The sequence below is a fragment of the Vibrio sp. QJM3NY_15 genome (genome assembly GCF_057785995.1).
In genome coordinates this window covers 1631698-1649995 of the sequence record NZ_CM173517.1, presented here as the reverse complement: position 1 = coordinate 1649995, position 18298 = coordinate 1631698, and the positions used below count along the sequence as shown (strand labels likewise).

The following is an 18298-nucleotide window of genomic DNA, read 5'->3' as shown; positions in this document are numbered from 1 at the left end:
ATGTGTAAATCTAGCTAAGTTGAAACTTAAAGATTGGGGCGATTTAACTGAAGTAAGTCCCACTTGTTGCCGTAGAGGTCTTGGAACACAACCACAGTGCCGTATTCTTCCACTCGCGGCTCTTCGTTGAATACAACGCCATTGGCTTTCATCAACTCATAGTCACGCCAAAAGTCATTGGTCTGTAGAAACAGAAAAACGCGACCGCCGGTTTGGTTACCCACTGACTGTTTCTGTTCTTCATTACTCGCTTGAGCCAGTAATAGGTTAGTTCCGTTTGAATTCGGAGGAGATACCTGTACCCAGCGTTTCCCACCACCTAGATTGGTGTCTTCGATCAAAGTGAATTGAAGCTTCTTGGTATAGAACTCGATCGCGTCATCATAGTTATCCACGACGAGCGCGATATTTCCGATTTGCTGTTGGATTGGTTCAGACATCTGTATTTCTCGATTTTGACAAAAATAGGATTCTACACACTATGGCTATATTTACGAATCTATTGCCCCATAATTTACGAACACATGCCCCATAAAAAAGCCCATGTTATCGCTCGACAACATGGGCTATTTCTATAATTAAACGGCTAAGCAATTAGAAGTTGTAAGAAGCACCCAGTGTTACTGTGCTGAACGCAACATCGCGACTTTGCAGTCTATTACCAGTTTGCTTATCGAAGAATTCAATGTTTACTGCATCGGCTTGCGAGATTAGACGAAGTGTCAGGTTTTCTACTGGTGTGTATTCAACACCAACACCGAAGTGGAAGCCTGCACCAGAGTCATCATCAAAAGCACTAGCGCTGTTTGAGTTTAGATCGACATAGCTCAAGCCCGCTAACACGAATGGACGGATTGAGTTGTCGAAGGTGTAACCTAGGTTTGCTGCAACAGAAAATGATGTTGGTGAGAATACCTTAGTGCCATATGACTCGTAATCAGCGTAATCTGTATAGCCAAGCTCAATACCAACGATACGGTTAAATTGGTAACCACCGTAAAGGCTGTATCCCATGCTTTCTGCGTCTAAATTGCCACCGCCATCCGTGTCTGAATCTTGATATACGCCAAGGCCAGCACCAATGTATGGACCGCCTTCAATACCAGCAGCAAAAGTAGGAAGTGAAACCAAGCCGACTAGGCCCAGTAGAAATGTTGATTTAAGCATGAAAATACCCTTTTTAATTTGTCCTGTAGTAGCGTTGGCCAACCGGAAATCGTTATCCGACACTATTCCAAATGTTGCGCTACCGTTTAAAATATAATAAATAAGCAACCCCTAATGAATAATAAAACACTGTTCATTTACGGAGTGAATGGGAAGTTATCACAACATTTTACGTTCATCAAATGAACAATTGACGACATTCAATAAGTCTTAATTATGAGACTGGGTATTTTAATCAAGTATAAAATGGATAAATCAGTGGCGAAAAACCGTAAACTCATGATGACAACTAACCTAACCCGTTAATTTAAAATATCTTATTTTGCTCTATTTCAACTCTCTATATATCGAATTCCCTTTCGTTAACCTAGCTCCTGATATTAAAAAACTCACACTATCGTCAAATAGAGTGAGTTTATTTTTTATCTAAATTTATTTAGAGTGCTATGCTATTAAAATATATTTCAAGTTATGACTACATATTACTAACGAGCTTCTGCTAGGCTTGCCAAGTAATTGTTCGTTAAATAAAAGCCACTAAACTTCTCGATAAAATCCTCAGGAACGGTTTTGTCGGTCAATCCAGATTCAATAAGCGCCGCTTGCCACTTCTGTACTTTCGGGAAGCCTTCGAGCATATCAAAGCCTGACCCCTCTTTAATTACTGACGCGCGGTGCAACAGTGGTAACCAAGCGATGTCGACATTAGAGATATAATCCCCTTTAAAGAATTCTGTATTGCCTAACTTGTTTTCGGCTTTTAGGAAGGCTTTTTGAAGGTTCGCTAAACGTGTTTCAAAAGTCTCTTTGTCTTTACTTCCCATTGTGCCGCATTGTGGCATGTAATGTTTGCTCGCCTGATAAGACCAAGCACGGTCTAATGCTTTCTGCTCAGCAGTTACTTCTTCAATAGGTGAATATTTATCATCTAGATATTCGACAATCGCGTCAGATTCAAATAACACAGTATCGTTTTCTGTTACTAACACTGGCACTTGACCGTTTGGCGAAATATCTAAGAACCACTTTGGCTTGTCATTAAGTTCAATATATTCAATTTCAAACGGCACATTCTTCATTACGAGAGAACCCATAACACGTTGAACAAATGGGCAATTTTTAAAGCTAATCAATTTAATCATTTTCGACTCCGAATTAGGTTATTAATTTCTGTTTACACCCTTAAGACGAACGCCAGATTCAAAAGACGAAAATTAATTCGTTATTTGTAGAAATAATTAATTACTGAAGTAACTAAAGGTAGTCACTTTAGGTAGTAAGTTTGAATACCTAAATACGGGTGGCTAAACGATCAGAGATAACACAATTGACGCCATGATCACTCCGACGACAAACTCCAACACCTTCCAGGCTCGTGGATTCTTAAACAATGGCGCCAAGAATCGTGCCCCATAACCAAGCGAAAAGAAGAACACAAACGAAGCCGACACAGCCCCTGCGCCAAACAACATTTGACTAGGTTGATATTGCGTTGAAATGGAACCCAATAGGACAACTGTATCCAAATAAACATGTGGGTTTAACCAAGTGAACGCCAAACACATAGCAATCGCTTTAGTTAACGAGTCTTTGGTTTCGACACTTGCTTCTAGAGCGTGATTTTCCGTGAATGCCGACCGAAAACTTAAGAAAGAGTACACACCTAAAAAGACCGCTCCACCAAAACGAGCAAATTGCTCAATTTGTGGAAACTGTTTAACGATCGCACCAAAGCCCGTTACACCGAAACTGATCAACAGTGCATCCGAAATAGCACACACAGCACAAATCGCCAGAACGTGTTGATTCTTAAGGCCTTGCTTTAAGACAAATGCATTTTGAGAACCAATCGCAAGAATCAGCGAAAGCCCCAGAGAGAAACCAGCAAAGTAAGTCGACATGAGAAAAGGTCTTTAAAAGTAGTAACGACGATAGTTGGCCACAATATGCCCATTTATCATGTTATTAACAAGTGAACCTATTGTCTATCAGAGACACGTTAGGTATGTATTAGGCCAATTAAGTAACCAGTTTCGAATAGTTCAAAGACTCACCACCGCTTCTTTTTATACTCATAGCCCCTGCCCCAAAATCGCCAACTAACAAACTAATCAATTGATTTTAAACATCTTTAATTTCAATCTATATTTTATAAATATTGATTTTATTAATAGAATTTAGCTCAAACTTTGAGAATTAAAAATCGTTCACAGTGAGATCTTCCTACCATTTCATTGACCAAGCGAATGATACAAGTCTGATTGCATATTACCTTTTAACTGCGTTTTGAGCGGGCATTTCCCTCTCACGAAACTGACTTACTGCGTGTTTTTTACACTTATTTTCAAAGGAGTCAGCTCTAGTCGCACAACTATCTAGTCGCACAATGATAAGGATGCACCACAGATGAATCACGGACAAAGACTTACCACAATAGCCCTCGCTATTATGGCTTCGACCCACGTATCAGCAACGACTCTGAATGAGAGTAGCCCAGAGCCACAACCCGCCAACTCTCCTTTTATTCAAGATGTAAAAGGCACGATTGTTGAGGACTACTCACGAGAAACCATTCAACCTTCATTCTTCTCTATGAGAATGATGAGTAACGCAGATGAACAACGCGGCGATTGGTTTAACTTATCGGCGAGCTACACAAGACTTCAAGGCGTGGGTTCAGATATTGTGTATGACTACCTAATGCCCCCTCTTATGCCACAACCTGTTATCGTAGCCGTTCTAGATTCAGGTGTCGACGTTGAACACGAAGACCTCAAAAACAAACTTTGGACCAATGAAGACGAGATCCCAGACAACGGGATTGACGATGATGGCAATGGTTACATTGACGATGTCCACGGCTGGAACTTTTTGGGTAACTCGTTAGGCATTAACGTTGACCAGGACACGCTCGAAGTCACTAGAGAATACAAAAAGTACCTTGAGTTAAAAGAGAACGGACATTGGATTCCGCGTAAGAAACGTAAGTACTATCAAGGTGTTGAATCCGATTACTTGTCGTCTCTAAAAGATGACCAAGATGCGTTGAATCGTGTAACGACAGCAACTGACCAAGCCAATGAGTTCAAAGAACAGATTCTTCAGTTCGTCGATCAAAAAGACTTTTCTACTAACGGTCTGAAAACACTGTTAGATAGTGAGAATGCTAGCGTTGTAACCGCTGCTGAAGGGCTTTTGAGTCTGTTTGATTCATGGTATTCATTTGAATATCTGGAATCACGTCGTAGCCGTTACCAAGACTCTCTGGATTTCCACCTTAACTTAGAGCTCGACACGCGTGGCGATATTGTTTGGGATGACATCTCGAACCCTTGGGAAAAAGGCTATGGTAACAACGATGTGAAAGGCCCTGTCGGTTCTCACGGTACACACGTTGCTGGAATCATCGCTGCAGAGCGTAACAACTTAGTGGGTATTGATGGTGTGGCAGATCATGCTCAAATCATGGCGGTACGTATGGTGCCAAATGGCGATGAGCGGGACAAGGACATTGCCAATGCAGTGCGTTACGCCGTCGATAATGGCGCGAAGATAATTAACATGAGCTTTGGTAAAAGCTACTCGCCACGTAAATACATCGTCGACCACGCGTTCCGTTACGCGGCTCGTAAAAGCGTTTTGATCGTTCACTCTGCGGGGAACAGCCGCAACGATAACGACATCAAACCAAGCTTTCCAAACCGCTACGCGAAGCACTACCGTTCAAAGCCTATTTCAACATGGTTAGATGTGGGTGCATCTGCGAAATACGCAGACGAAACCTTAGTAGCGAGCTTCAGTAACTTCGGTCAGAAATCGGTTGATGTGTTTGCACCTGGGTACCGCATTTTATCAACCACACCTGGTAACACCTACGGTTCGAAAAGTGGCACAAGCATGGCAGCGCCTGTCGTGTCTGGGGTCGCAGCATTAGTTTGGTCACGCTACCCAGATTTGTCAGTCAAAGAGTTGAAAGCTATGTTGATGGGTGAATCAAAAGTCTACCCTGAGCTGCTTGTTAACAAACCATCGAGCCCTGAAGATTTGGTTCCGTTCAGTACCCTTTCTATCTCAGGAAGTGTTGTGGATGCTGAAGCTATTTTCGCAGAGCTAGAAACTCGCTAACACTTTCAGTTTATCTATTGACTCATCAAGAAAAAGGTTGCTCTGAGCAACCTTTTTATTTTTCACAATAGCAAAATAGAAGTACCAGTCATCGAGATACACCCCGCTAGTCATTCCCTACAGTGAGGAACAAACGTGATAAAGAACCTCACTTTGCGGTAAGAAATTCCAGATACCTCATCCCTCGACTCTGGAATGACGAGAGGAAATAGCGTGAATATTGTCTTCGTTATTCCTGACTACAGAAACTACAACCGCGTCACTCTCTACGGGAAAGTACCCCCCACCTCATCATTCCCTTCAGTGAGGAACGAACGTGATAGGGAATCTCTTATTACGATGTAGTGACTTCTAACGTAGTTCGATACTCATAAACTTGCTGAAAGGGTCTAACTCATAGTCCGCAAAGGGTTCGCAGTATCCGAAGCCAAACTTCTCGTACAAATTACGGGCCGGTTTAAAGTAATCTTCTGAACCAGTCTCTAAGCTGATTTGTCGATATTGGCGAGCGTTTGCTGTATCTAAAACGTGTTGTAAAAGTTGACTAGCCACACCTAAGTTTCGAGCAAACTGAGACGTCCTCATTGACTTAAGCTCCGCGTGTTGAGTATCAAGCTCTTTGATGGCAACACATCCTAGTAATTGACTGTCTTTCCAAGCGCTGAAAAACGTTATCTCTGGCGACTTGAGACCATCAAGATCAAGGGCATGTACGCTCTCAGGCGGAGACGTGGCATACATATCGGCAAGATGTTCTTCTAATAACACGATAACTTCGCCGCCGGACAAATCGTCTATTTTAATGTCTATGACTTCCTTTGTTCCCATGACCACTGTGCTCTCCTTATCACTTCGTTTGATTGGGTAAAATTACTGATTAATAAAAAAGTTATAAATGCCAAACTGATTGATACTTAGATAGCATACTTTGCTGGTCTAGTCTCGTCACAAAAGTGTTCCATTACACTCTTGCGATCAAAGCGCCTAAGGAACAACACGTAGTTCAGTTCAGTTCAGTTCAGTTCAGTTCAGTTCAGTGAAAAAGTAGCAGGAACATATGAGTATTCAACTAGATTTAACCACCACAATGCCCTGTCAGAATTTCGATTCAACACAAGGCCATATGACACTACAAGATCACCGAGTCGTTGATGTTGACGATAACATCGCTAAAATTTTTGGCTACACCACTCGAGAAGAACTGCTCGACAATATCGACTTTGTCTACGCTTTGGTACCTAACGGGCACCAAAGCCTCGCAAAGAAGAGATACCTTGAAGCCATCAAATGCAAACTTAATAAAGGAAAAGTCTACACGGATATCCCGGTCAATGGCCGTAACATATCCGTGTTCTGCCTTTCACATGTTATCGAACTGAATAACCGACCCGCCTTACAAGTTACGCTCATTGATATCACACAAGTGGTCGAAGGCGAACGCAAGCGTAACGAGACTGACCGGATGTATCGGGAACTGCTCTGTACATCAAAACAGGGCATTTTAATTCATCGCAATTTCAAACCTTTAATGGTCAACCAAGCTTGGGTTGAACAACAAGGGGCGACCTCGATCGAACATGTGCTATCTATGGAGTCGGTTATTTCAATCGTTCCTGAAGAACAACGCCAATCGGCAATAAAACGTTGCCATAATATCCTTAACGGCAATCCACCTAGCTTTAGTTCTGTCGTCATCAATCAGTGCTTTGATGGGACAAAGAAGTACTTCAATCTCTATGACAACGTGATTAATTGGGAAGGTGAAGACGCAATCCAAGTCGTGCTTGAAGAAGTGACCGATAAAGTAGAGCTAGAAAGAGAACTGCTTTACCGTGCAATGCATGACGATCTAACCGATGTCTTTAACCGCCGCGCGATTTATGATTGGTTAAATAAGCCAGCTCATCACAACATGGAGATGTCTTGTTTATTACTTGATATTGATGACTTCAAGTTAATTAACGATAAATTTGGGCACACCGTTGGTGATACTGTGATTAAACAGCTAGCAAACACCATCAAAACGCATGTCGCGGCCTTGAACGGTGTGATTGGTCGTTGGGGTGGAGAAGAGTTCATTGTCTTTATCCCTAATGCCAACCCCACACAAACCCAAGTTATTGGAGAGAGAATTTGCCACGACTTCAGTCAACACACATTCTATGGGTTTAACCGCCGACAGTTTACATCGAGCGTCAGTATAGGCATTACCAACCATTGTATTTGCCATTCGACGAGTTCGATTAACACCTTAATTCGCGTAACGGACGATGCCCTTTATAACGCCAAAACTAACGGTAAGAATCGAGTGTCAGTTAATAGAGATGCGGTGTGCGTTGAAGCATTGGGATAACAGAATGCTCCATGACGATTTTAAAGATTACAAATCCTAAAAGTGCCTAAAGAACAAAACGCTTTGACAACGAAAAGTCGGTATAAAAACCCATAGGTCATTGAATATTTAGTTGTGATTTCAACATTTCAGTATATGATGCGCCACCCCAATTTTTTCAGCTTATGCTGCAGGCAAACATGTCCGCCAACGCACTCTATACCGACCTATCTGGTTACTATGATTTAATGTGTGTCGATATTGACTACCAAGCGCAGAGTGACTGCGTTCGTAGGCTACATCAGATTTTTGGAAATAAAGGAAAAACCCACCTAGACCTTGGATGTGGTACAGGGCCACATGTTCGTCATTTTATTGATTACGGCTATCAAAGTAATGGCCTTGACCTGAATAAACCGATGCTCGATATTGCTCAAGTTCGTTGCCCTGAAGCCAACTTCTCCGTGCAAAACATGAGTAACTTTGAAGTCTCTGAGCCACTCGACTTGATCACCTGTTTCTTGTATTCAATCCATTACAACGATGGTCTCGAGAAACTAAAAGAGTGCATTGCAAGCGTGCACCGAGCCTTGAAACCCGAAGGTGTGTTCTGCTTCAACGTGGTCGACAAAGAGAAGATCAGCAATGACTTGTTTGTTCGACACACGGCCAACCAAGAACAAGATGATTTCACCTTTCGCTCAGGTTGGTATTACTCCGGTGAAGGTAGCAAGCAAGCGTTGAAACTCAGCATTGAAAAGACAACTGCGGGTGAAACGCAAATTTGGAATGATGAACACCCTATGGTCGCGTTCTCGTTTAAAGAGTTGATTGAAATACTGAAGCCTTACTTCGAGGTTCATATCTTTGAACACGATTACGATAAGTTACTTCCATGGGATAACTTGTCAGGCAATGCTTTGATCACTTGTGTAAAAAGCTAACACTTTTCTACACCTAGGCTCACTCTAGTTACGAGCGCCCAAATCAAAAGAACCCACACTCGCCAATCTCTTTATAGAGTATCTAGCCTGTGTGGGTTCTTTGTTTATTGCTTATCAATTTAACGAGTGAAATTACTCATACCAGGTTAGAAATCGGCAGTCATACCTACATAGTAAGTACGTGGCTCTTCCACATACCCCATGCTCTCAAGTTCTTGAGATACTGCTTCATCAGTCAAGTTAGTAATGCCTGCGCGTACTCTAACTGAATCATTAATGTTATATACACCGCCAATGTTCAGTGTCGTGTAAGCATCTTGAGTCAAATCAGTTTCGATATTACGTTCACCTCGGTAGCGAGCGCTGATGAACGTGTTTAGATCGTAAGTTGGGCTCCAGTTCAGCTTTACTAAACCTGAATGCTTGTAACGCTCAAGCAGTTCTTCACCTGTTGATTTGTCTTCTGTGTCTAAGAACGTGTAGTTACCAGACACGCCCCACTCGTCGGTAATTTGGAATTGACCAGTCAGTTCAGCACCTTGAACCACAGCCTCTGAAACATTGGTATAAGTACGTTTTCCTTTCACATAGCCAGTTGAGCTAGAGCTATCCGCACACCCTTTACCCGATTCAAACATACCACCGCTCTCGCAGTATGTATCGTCACGGTCAATAAGGTCGTTAATTTCATTACGGAACAAAGCACCTTCGACATTCCAACGAGGTTGACTGTATATAGCCGCAATCTCATAGTTCCAACTAGTTTCAGGCTTAAGGTCTTCGTTACCATATAAATCACAAGCGCCCTTACAGCTATTCACTTGATAGTCTGCTTGGTTTTGCGTCAAAGTCGGCGCTTTGAACGCCTTGCCTACACCACCTTTGATGATGAGGTCATTGGTCGTTTGATGAACTAGATACACACGAGGACTGAACTCTTCACCGTACAATTCGTGCTTATCCAAACGACCACCGACTGTTGCCGTTAGCTGCTCAGTCATCAACCATTGGTCTTGAACAAACAATGCACCTTGGTAAGCTTCTGATGTTCCATTAACGAGGTTTTCTTTGTTGGTTAATTCACTTAACTGGTAGTCCATACCAAATGTTACAGTGTGATTCTCGCCAAGATAAGTTGTTGCAGACGCTTCTACGATTTGAGTTAACTCTTCAACATCGCTGCTGTAGTTAGTATCAGAGTCAGCAGCATCATTATCAGTCACGTTCTCACGAGAATAACGTACTTGCGTATCACCCCAACTCCAAAAGCCACTGTGCGTAATCGCTTGGCTGTTACGTACAACCTTACTATCAACAGGGTTTGCACCTGTAGCGTATTCAGCTAAACCGTCACGTTCGTCGTCGCTGTAACCAAAATCAAAGTCGATCGTTTGGTTGTCTGTCGCATTCCAAGTCAGGCTTGCGAGTAAGCTTAGTGTGTCACGTTCTTCTAAAGCGGTAACATCTGAGCGATCGTAACCGGAGCTGTGTGTACCAGTGTATGGTTGCCATGCATTGCGACTAGTTTGGTTCACAGAAACGCGTGCAAACAATTCATCTTCAATTAGAGCACCAGAGGTAGTGAAGCCCATCGAGTACTCTTCACCGCCATCACCATCTAGCGGTGAAGACGTGTCCATGCTTAGTGTCGAACTCCAATCATTTTCTGGAGCTTTAGTGATGATATTGATTGTGCCACCCATGCCATCTGAGCCGTAAAGTGCAGACATTGGGCCACGGATGATTTCAACACGTTCGATTGAATCAGCAGGAATTGTAGAAAGGTCGAAGTCGTTACCACGGATAATAGCGCTTGCTGAGCTTAAACGACGGCCATTGACCATGATAAGCGTGTAATCAGAATCCATACCACGAATAGAGATCATTTGACGGCCAGCACGTGTGCTATCGAAGTCAGACTCAACACTCGTTGATTCAGCAACGATGTCAGCCAAGGTAATGCCAGGGCTGTCTTCAATATCTTGAGCGGTGATAACCGACATTGAAGCTGGTGCTTGTTTTAGTGCCATCTCAGTACGAGTTGCCGTAACCACCATTTGTTCATCGGTAGCTTGTGCTTCTTCTTGCGCTAACACGTTAGCCGAAAGTGACGTACAAATAACAGCGACTGCGATCGAAAGGGGTTTACGAACCAAAAGAGGTTTGCGAATCAAAAGAGATCTCTCAGACATGATATTTATTCTTATATGTGATTGGTAATGATAATGGTTTGCATTAAACAACCTAGTACCATTCTTATCAACGAAAGTTTCATACCAAAAATTGATTCTCGCTATTCACCTTTCAAATAACAAAACAAAGTCATATTCATTTCAATGGCATTATTAAAATCACATTCACCACCCAGATGAATCAGGTATATATCTCTTTAAATAGATTGCGAACCCATCGACACATAGGATCATTGTGGAAACGTTTGTGCCAATATAGATACACATCTTCTGACGGGCTTCTGATGGCTTTAGGTACGCGTTTACAAATTAAATCTCTTTGATTAGCGGCTTGTGTGGCAAACGGTGTCGGTAAGTGAAATATGATGTCAGTCGTCTCAGCGATATCCGCAGCAATATTAAAATTGGACAGCTGAATCGGAATCGATAGTTGGCGCTGTTTATCAATCAAGCCTAAATCTTTAAAGCGATTTTCAATGGAGAGTTTTTTGTCACCTTGCAGCGAAATCTGACCTAGTTGGCTGTTAAGTAAATCATCGACTGTGATCTCTTTGTCTGCCAACGGATGGTCTTTGCTCATCAATAAGCGATAATCACGGCTAATAACGAACATTCGATACAGGTTTTGCTCAGAGCTTAACGGCTCATGCGTTGACAAGACGAAGTGCGCATCGCCAGACAACAAAGGTTCGAAGTGACGTTTAGGGATGGAGTCAATATCAACCACCATGTTCGGTGCTTGTTTGCGAATTTGCGCCACGACTTTTGGCAACAAGTGTGAAACCTGAGGAACCAAGCCAAAAAAACGAACGGTATTATCACTAGTCTGAGGTTCAAATACGTCTCCGTGAACCAGCTTTTCTAAGCGCGTAAGTACAGAATTAAGATCTTGTTTAATCGCTTCCGCTTTTGGCGTCAATTCATAGCCATAAGCCGCTCTCACCAACAAATCATCGTTAAATACAGTGCGCAGTTTTTGCAGCGAACGACTCACCGTTGGCTGACTCATATCGAGTGCCAATGCCGTGTTGGACACATGCTTTTCTTCTAAAAGGTGCTTAAGGATGACTAGGAGGTTAAGGTCGACTTGCGCTAGATTCATTATTTAGATATTCACAAAATTGAAAATTCACTGTGCGCATAGTGCATCTATCAACCTATTAATACAATTGATAATCACTCTTATTTTGATCTAGAGCAAGGCGTATACTCAAGCTTGAGATTACAAATCGGTTTTAATTAAGCCAAACCTACATCGTCATGAATTGCAGGCACAAAAAAGAGAGGCATATAGCCTCTCTTATATCGTTTACTTTGTGTCTCTAGCGTCTACCGCTAAATCTAGCTGGCTTACAGCTTTGTCCAAGCATCTTGCCAGTATTGGCTTTCTGCAGGAGCGTAAGATGCGCTTGCACACCAAGCCGTGTATGGCCAAGGTTTACATTCGTATAAACCATTATCACTGCCCACTACAATGTCACCTGCTGCGTAGTTTGTGCCCGCTTCATAAGGAGGGTAATCACCTGGAGGTGGTGTAGTACCGCCACCGTCTTTCACAGAGAACGAATTATTCACCATGACCATTTCACCATCTGATGCAGTACCAACAACTTCAAGTGAGTATTGGCCTTCAGTTACGTCATTCAAAACGATGGTGATTGTTTGGCTATCGACGAGGTTTACTTTAGTCTGTTCAACTAAAGTACCTGCACTATTTAGCACCATTGCAGTCACATCCATTGCTTCGTTTGACGTTAGTGTCAGATCCAAGCGGACATCACCGTTATCAGGTGCGTATTCAGACTGGAGACCCGAAACTTCAAGTTCAGGATCTGTACCCGGATCAGGGTTACCACCGCAAGAAGAATCTGAAACCTGTTTCCAAACGCCCCACTCACCTGTTGTTCCCGGCTCTTCGCCACGAGTATACCAGCCGGCTGCCCACGTTGAACCGTCATGTGAAACTTGGTCGCCTTCAACATAAACGGTGTCGGCATCCCATGCAGCGGCACAGTTAGAACCGTCAGTCACAGACACTTTACGTTCAGCAGTGACGGTTTGATGCGCACTGTCTGTCACACTATATACAAGCGAGTAGTTGCCCATTTCATTCACATCGACACTGCCAGTGTGTGTAATAGAACTCGTTAGGTCGCCATCTTCAGCATCATTCGCCGTCACACCAGCCATTGGGTCGAATGCAGTACCAAGTATTACTGTCGTATCAGATACGCCATCGAATACTGGTTTTTGGCTGTAAACTTCTACCGTTCTAGCTTTGGTTGTCTCGTTATTGTCGCTGTCTTTTACTCGGTACGTCAGAACATAAGTGCCAATATCTGCTGTTTCAACATACCCTTCAACATCAATTGAAGACGTTAAATCGCCGTCTTCTTTGTCTGTTGCAGTGACACCTTCCATTGGGTCAAATGCGCTGCCATGAAGAACACGGGCATTTTCAACGCCTTTCAGCACTGGCTCCCCTTCAACCGGTGGCGGAGTCACTTGCCCATGTACAAATGGGCCGTAATCTTTGATGAACTGTTCGTTGTATTGTTGGCCATTCTTATCGGTTCCCATGTCCCAGTTGATAGACCACGTCATCACACCGCGCAGAGGTTGGCCTTGAGTCGTTAAGGTCTCAAATGCGTCGTAAAGATCTTGAGGATCTTGCACGAAGCCCGTAGCTGCAGCATCAATGCTCGAAGGGATACCAAACACTAACTTGTCGTGTGGGATCTTGTGGAAGCCACGAGTACCGTTGATTAGAGAATCAGAAATGTAGTAAATGAACTCTTCTTTCAATTCATCATTGTTTTGTGCAATCCAACCGATACCATCAACCCAGATACCATCGCCACCTTGGTTGTAGAACTGAGGGTTAATCCAGTCGTAGTAACCTTCTAGATTGTCGATGTATGGTACATATTTACCACCAGACGTTAGATACGGAAATTCAGGCGCCATCGTGATGAGGAAGTTTTTACCTTCAGCACGGTAATGGTCTTTCACCAGTTTTAACGCATCAGGAATAACAGTTTGGTTGTTGGCTGCGGTTACCGCGGCTTGCTCCAGATCGATATCCAGACCATCGAATCCGTAACGCTCAGTCAGACGAATAATCTCATCAGCAAAGGCTCTTTCATCTCCGGTTTCTAGTTCTACGTGCGCATCAGCACCACCTAGAGCTAACAGGACAGAACGACCTTGCTTGTTGAGTTCTGAGATTTGGTCAATAAATTGTTGTTCTGACAGCCCAATGGTTGGGTCCAGTTTAAAAGTTGGGATTCGACCATCAGCCACATCGTACACTTTCATGAATGACACATTCACGATGTTGTACATTGGGTTCACTTCGTCCAATGTCACACAAGGCGCATTGCCACCTTGGTAACCACCACCATCACACCAGTTGTGCCAATAACCGACTACGACACCAGAATCTGGATTCGTCATATCTGAACCATTCGCATAAACAGCGCCAGACATTGCGGCCATTCCGACAGATACCGCTAATTGCAGAGCTTTACGTTTCAACATCAATTCCATTTCCTTACTCAACAGCTGTGCCCATCACAACCGAATCAATTCATTTTAGCCATGAATATTTATAGACAAGTAATGGAATTTATAAGAAAAGATGACCTTTGATTTAACTTGTGATTTTAAGTCACGGATTGAATATAAGAATCAATATGATTTTGACTTTTCATTCAAATTGAAATGCTAAAATATTGATTTGTTGAGCTAAATCATTGACAGGGTAAATGAATCTAGAATCTTAATTCACATAGGTAATTAAGATAAATGTGTGAAAATAGTTAAGTGGACACGCTCGGCTAAAAATAAGAGTAAAAGGTCTAGAAACCCTTATACTTACTGGCCTAATGGAGATCTGGCATTGCGAGTGATGTCACTAAAATTGATTAGGTCTATTAGCTGTACGTATGTTAGATGTGCACACGAACAACCAAAGATGTAGGTGACAATTATTGTATTTTCAGTTATCAGATCGAGAATTAACTATCGATACACTCGCCTAAATGTGAATAATAACCCTCAATCAGTGAAATAAAATTCACCTTACTTTCTTCAGTGAGTTGATTGATGCCAGCTGCTGCTTTTCTTCCACCCCCCGTTTCAAAACGAGAACAAATTTCGTCTGCTCCCGTTCTATTTGATAACGGTGCTCTCAAACTCACAGTATAAGATTCACCATCTTGGTTTTTAGTTAACACCGCTTGCGCACGGTCTGGGTCTTGATTAACGATTTCATTGCCAAAGACACCACTAATACGCCTTGCCCAAGTCTCACCTGGCAATTCAAACACACGCGCGACTTCACTCTCATATATTGGTACTAGGTTTGATAGGTGTTGGTTGTCATTTTGATAAGCAGTACGAAGACGATAAAAAACTGAATCTTTGTCATCTAAGAGAGCGAACGGATTCGGATATTGATAGAGAGCTTGGTAAAGCTTGATTGGCGTGAAGTGCAAGTCACTGAGTGACGAGCCGTAACCGTTATAATTAATGAGAGTACCCAGTTCTTCCAAAAAATCAGTTTGGGATCGGTCAAAGCCATTTTCTAACGCTAATTGTGAAGCTACCGCTTTTAAATTATCACCAAAGGCAGCAGCAATGGCCCACGCAACATACTCACCCTTTAACTTCTGGTTTATCAACAAACTGGTGCAACATTCAGGTGCCGTATTAACTAGAGTCTCAAGATGCTTAGACTGAGGTATATCGCCTGTGCGATGGTGGTCGCAATAGAACACTTCAACGTTAGCCTCAAGTAACGAGTGTAAAGCCGGAAGGTTCTTCTCCATCGATACATCTAGGACCGTAACAGACGCAACATCCGCTTGATCGCCCTGCTCCGCCAATTTAGAGACCACTTGAGAAACCAACTTGATATCACGCTTTACACCAGTGATCAGTACAGTTTCTTTTGGCTCATTTAGGCGCAGTTGCAGCAAAGCGATAATGCCATCTGCATCTCCATTGAATACGTCGTAGTGCATGTTGTTCCTTTTACTGTGAGATTCAGCCGCCCATTACAGTAAGCTAAAGCAGGCTCTATCGTAAGTTCGTTACTATGCTTTATAGCCTGTCAAAATTTTAGCTTTATTTCACAGATACTTAAGTCTATTTTGGAATTCCTTATTCTCATTCGATTAAAAAGACATAAAACATTAATAATATTGTATGACATATATCACAGTAAAAGTGCCCATAAAGATTATAAAATAGACGCCTCCCACTAAATGATAAAGAGACGAATGAACACTACCACCACTCTTGTTTATGACACTTTGAAAAGCCTTGCTGCTCACGCTCCTGAGCAACATGCCGAGATTCGCCAGCGTTTATATGAGCAGTTGAGCCTGCCATTTAACAAGCAGCTCTCGTTATACGCTAATGTGCTTGGTCCTATCAGCTCAGGTAAGTTAGCGGGATGCGACAATATTGATAAAGCGGTTGAGCTGGCACTGGATGTGTTGGAAGGCCGAAGCAAGTAAATCTCCTTCTTTAAAATACGTAACACAGCGGCCCTAACCTTCCCCCAGTTAGGGCCGTTTTTTCGTTCGCGTCATTTGATTAGTGAATTTCAGATACAAAAAAGGCGCAGATTATCTGCGCCTTTGGTTTTAGTTAGTTCCAGGAATGTTACGACGTTTTGAACTGCGCCACGGCTTTATCCATGTCATGGGCTTGCTCTGCGACCTTATCAACCTCAACTAAACAGTGTTGAGCTGATGCGTTGTTGTCACTTGAGATGGTGTTTAGCTCGGTGATTGAGTCACTCACTTGCGCCATCACTGCGCCCTGCTCTTCAATCGCTGATGCAATACGTTCTGAGTTGCCTTGAATGCTTTCCATATCACTTAAGATAAGCTGCAAGCTTGCATCTAGCTCTTCTGAATCTTTCAGAGTTAGTTGACCTTGTTGATTACATTCACCAATCTCGGTCATCGAAGCGTTCATTTGGCTTTGAATAGCTGTCACAACGCTGGTGATTTCGGTTGTTGATTGATGCGTTCTGCTTGCAAGAGCTCGAACTTCATCTGCAACCACGGCAAAGCCTCGGCCTTGTTCACCGGCACGTGCTGCCTCAATCGCTGCGTTTAGTGCCAATAAGTTGGTTTGTTCTGCAATGCCTTGGATGATGTTTACTGCATCACCGATTTGATCAACATGATGGTTCAGTGAGCTGATCGAATCTTGGCTGCTTGAAAGGCGCTCAGACAATTGGGTGATGTTGCTGATGGTTTCAACCACCACTTCACGTCCTTTATCCGCATTCACTTTCGCTTGATGTACACCTTCAGCGGCAACCGATGTGCTTTCTGAAATCTCGCCAATCGTTAACACCATCTCTTGTACCGATGTCGTCATGGTCGAGGTGTGGTTGGCTTGCACTTCAAACTGTTTAATGACCGACTCTAGCTCATCATGCATATTAGACGTGCTTTGAGTCAGTTGAAGTGACTTAGATTGAGATGCCGCGATAAGACCTTCAAGTTGATCAAGTAATTGATTGAAGTATTGGCCTAACGTGCTCAGTTCGTCTTTGCCATCTAGGTGTGAACGAATCGACACATCGTTAGAATCTACGATATTGCGGATCACTGAAAGCAATGACTCAATCTTGCCAATAATAGAACGGACGATTAACCAGCTGAACAGAATGATCGACACAAGTAACGTGACGCAAAGGATGTTGTTGATCAGCGACAGTTTGTCCATCTCTTGTTGGGTTTCTTGCTCTAACACGGCAGAGAACTCTTTGAATTGAGTTTCAATCGCGTGAGAACCTGAGCGTGCTTGTCCTAACAGACCTTCATTATGCTTTATGCCAATCACACGCTTCTGCTCAACCACTTGACGCGCAGCATCTATCAAAGCAGTAGAGCTACCCGTACTAGAGGTAATAGACAGAACACTCGGGTCGAATGTGCCCTTTTCAATCAGATCGTTGAATAAGTACAGCTCGACTTTTTGTTCAGCGCTGGCCGTCGCACTTATGCTGTCTAACACTTCATGAAATTGACCAAGCAAGCCTCTGTCTCGTGCTAATCCATAGACTTCACTGGCTTTGACTAGGTTAACAAAGCTTGTGTGGTACGTTTCAATATCTTCACGCAAGTGTGTGCTGTTCGCTAAACCCAAGTCGTTCAGCACGGTGTTAAGTTGTGATTCAGAGGCTAGGAATTTGTTGTAGTTAACATCGAACTTGTCGAGGTATTTCAAATCACTGCGTAATAAGAAGTCTTTCTCGTTGCGGCGAAGGTTGAGCAATCGCACTTCGAGTTCTTTGGTTATTTGTTTGGCTTCGCTCATTTGAGCGGTGGTGTCTGCGAATTGTGATGTGGTGAAAAGGAGTGAAACCATCCCTAAGATAGAAAACATCCCTAACGAATACAGCTTTTTCTTTATATTCATGTATGTAGCTCTTGATATTAGTATTATTTTAATAGACTCAAATTTCAGTAAGAAACGTTTGAATAGACCTTGTTTTTTCCACATACAAA

Annotated in this window: 14 protein-coding genes; 4 read left to right on the top strand and 10 right to left on the bottom strand. The window is 42.8% G+C overall.

What is annotated here, in order from left to right; all coding sequences use genetic code 11:
- Positions 1–26: 26 nt before the first annotated feature.
- The 4 genes from AC3CKG_RS07400 to AC3CKG_RS07385 form a co-directional block, all read right to left on the bottom strand.
- Positions 27–440, bottom strand: coding sequence for a VOC family protein (locus tag AC3CKG_RS07400; RefSeq protein ID WP_488529125.1), 414 nt, complete (start codon positions 438–440; stop codon positions 27–29).
- A 154-nt stretch (positions 441–594) separates the two neighbouring features.
- A complete protein-coding gene (locus AC3CKG_RS07395) occupies positions 595–1167 on the bottom strand; it encodes a porin family protein (protein WP_102327538.1) in 573 nt (190 codons plus the stop codon).
- 485 nt (positions 1168–1652) lie between these two features.
- The gene (locus AC3CKG_RS07390) at positions 1653–2309 is read right to left on the bottom strand and encodes a glutathione S-transferase family protein (RefSeq protein WP_102291553.1); all 657 of its coding nucleotides are present in this window, start codon (positions 2307–2309) and stop codon (positions 1653–1655) included.
- Positions 2310–2471: 162 nt separating this feature from the next.
- Complete coding sequence (locus tag AC3CKG_RS07385; RefSeq protein WP_488529124.1) at positions 2472–3068, bottom strand: LysE/ArgO family amino acid transporter; 597 nt, start codon at positions 3066–3068, stop codon at positions 2472–2474.
- Between the two features lie 505 nt (positions 3069–3573).
- Here AC3CKG_RS07385 and AC3CKG_RS07380 point away from each other — a divergent pair.
- A complete protein-coding gene (locus AC3CKG_RS07380) occupies positions 3574–5292 on the top strand; it encodes a S8 family peptidase (RefSeq protein WP_488529123.1) in 1719 nt (572 codons plus the stop codon).
- Between the two features lie 351 nt (positions 5293–5643).
- On the opposite strand, the gene AC3CKG_RS07375 is transcribed toward AC3CKG_RS07380, so the two are convergent.
- Complete coding sequence (locus tag AC3CKG_RS07375) at positions 5644–6120, bottom strand: GNAT family N-acetyltransferase (protein WP_488529122.1); 477 nt, start codon at positions 6118–6120, stop codon at positions 5644–5646.
- 229 nt (positions 6121–6349) lie between these two features.
- Here AC3CKG_RS07375 and AC3CKG_RS07370 point away from each other — a divergent pair, with 229 nt between their 5' ends.
- Entirely contained in the window at positions 6350–7645 is a 1296-nt protein-coding gene (locus AC3CKG_RS07370) for a sensor domain-containing diguanylate cyclase (protein WP_065103550.1), read from the top strand.
- Positions 7646–7824: 179 nt separating this feature from the next.
- Positions 7825–8568 carry a class I SAM-dependent DNA methyltransferase gene (locus tag AC3CKG_RS07365; RefSeq protein WP_017110687.1) on the top strand — a complete coding sequence of 248 codons (744 nt, stop codon included), beginning with the start codon at positions 7825–7827 and terminating at the stop codon, positions 8566–8568.
- 146 nt (positions 8569–8714) lie between these two features.
- Here the strand turns inward: AC3CKG_RS07365 and AC3CKG_RS07360 are convergent, their stop codons facing one another.
- The 4 genes from AC3CKG_RS07360 to AC3CKG_RS07345 form a co-directional block, all read right to left on the bottom strand.
- Positions 8715–10760 carry a TonB-dependent receptor domain-containing protein gene (locus tag AC3CKG_RS07360; protein ID WP_488529121.1) on the bottom strand — a complete coding sequence of 682 codons (2046 nt, stop codon included), beginning with the start codon at positions 10758–10760 and terminating at the stop codon, positions 8715–8717.
- 181 nt (positions 10761–10941) lie between these two features.
- Positions 10942–11862, bottom strand: coding sequence for a LysR family transcriptional regulator (locus tag AC3CKG_RS07355; RefSeq protein ID WP_029226004.1), 921 nt, complete (start codon positions 11860–11862; stop codon positions 10942–10944).
- 248 nt (positions 11863–12110) lie between these two features.
- Positions 12111–14300, bottom strand: a complete 2190-nt coding sequence (locus AC3CKG_RS07350; protein WP_488529120.1) for an immunoglobulin-like domain-containing protein — start codon at positions 14298–14300, stop codon at positions 12111–12113.
- A 479-nt stretch (positions 14301–14779) separates the two neighbouring features.
- Positions 14780–15787, bottom strand: coding sequence for a DHH family phosphoesterase (locus AC3CKG_RS07345; RefSeq protein ID WP_488529119.1), 1008 nt, complete (start codon positions 15785–15787; stop codon positions 14780–14782).
- 258 nt (positions 15788–16045) lie between these two features.
- Here AC3CKG_RS07345 and AC3CKG_RS07340 point away from each other — a divergent pair, with 258 nt between their 5' ends.
- Positions 16046–16285 (top strand): PAS factor family protein, encoded by a 240-nt coding sequence (locus AC3CKG_RS07340; RefSeq protein ID WP_008217643.1) that lies wholly within the window; start codon positions 16046–16048, stop codon positions 16283–16285.
- 148 nt (positions 16286–16433) lie between these two features.
- Here AC3CKG_RS07340 and AC3CKG_RS07335 read toward each other — a convergent pair whose 3' ends face one another.
- A complete protein-coding gene (locus tag AC3CKG_RS07335; protein WP_488529239.1) occupies positions 16434–18158 on the bottom strand; it encodes a methyl-accepting chemotaxis protein in 1725 nt (574 codons plus the stop codon).
- Between the last annotated feature and the right edge of the window lie 140 nt (positions 18159–18298).

Coding starts and splice junctions, on each gene's coding strand:
- AC3CKG_RS07400 (WP_488529125.1), bottom strand. CDS start 440: ATGTCTGAACCAATCCAACAGCAAATCGGAAATATCGCGCTCGTCGTG.
- AC3CKG_RS07395 (WP_102327538.1), bottom strand. CDS start 1,167: ATGCTTAAATCAACATTTCTACTGGGCCTAGTCGGCTTGGTTTCACTT.
- AC3CKG_RS07390 (WP_102291553.1), bottom strand. CDS start 2,309: ATGATTAAATTGATTAGCTTTAAAAATTGCCCATTTGTTCAACGTGTT.
- AC3CKG_RS07385 (WP_488529124.1), bottom strand. CDS start 3,068: ATGTCGACTTACTTTGCTGGTTTCTCTCTGGGGCTTTCGCTGATTCTT.
- AC3CKG_RS07380 (WP_488529123.1), top strand. CDS start 3,574: ATGAATCACGGACAAAGACTTACCACAATAGCCCTCGCTATTATGGCT.
- AC3CKG_RS07375 (WP_488529122.1), bottom strand. CDS start 6,120: ATGGGAACAAAGGAAGTCATAGACATTAAAATAGACGATTTGTCCGGC.
- AC3CKG_RS07370 (WP_065103550.1), top strand. CDS start 6,350: ATGAGTATTCAACTAGATTTAACCACCACAATGCCCTGTCAGAATTTC.
- AC3CKG_RS07365 (WP_017110687.1), top strand. CDS start 7,825: ATGTCCGCCAACGCACTCTATACCGACCTATCTGGTTACTATGATTTA.
- AC3CKG_RS07360 (WP_488529121.1), bottom strand. CDS start 10,760: ATGTCTGAGAGATCTCTTTTGATTCGCAAACCTCTTTTGGTTCGTAAA.
- AC3CKG_RS07355 (WP_029226004.1), bottom strand. CDS start 11,862: ATGAATCTAGCGCAAGTCGACCTTAACCTCCTAGTCATCCTTAAGCAC.
- AC3CKG_RS07350 (WP_488529120.1), bottom strand. CDS start 14,300: ATGTTGAAACGTAAAGCTCTGCAATTAGCGGTATCTGTCGGAATGGCC.
- AC3CKG_RS07345 (WP_488529119.1), bottom strand. CDS start 15,787: ATGCACTACGACGTATTCAATGGAGATGCAGATGGCATTATCGCTTTG.
- AC3CKG_RS07340 (WP_008217643.1), top strand. CDS start 16,046: ATGAACACTACCACCACTCTTGTTTATGACACTTTGAAAAGCCTTGCT.
- AC3CKG_RS07335 (WP_488529239.1), bottom strand. CDS start 18,158: ATGGTTTCACTCCTTTTCACCACATCACAATTCGCAGACACCACCGCT.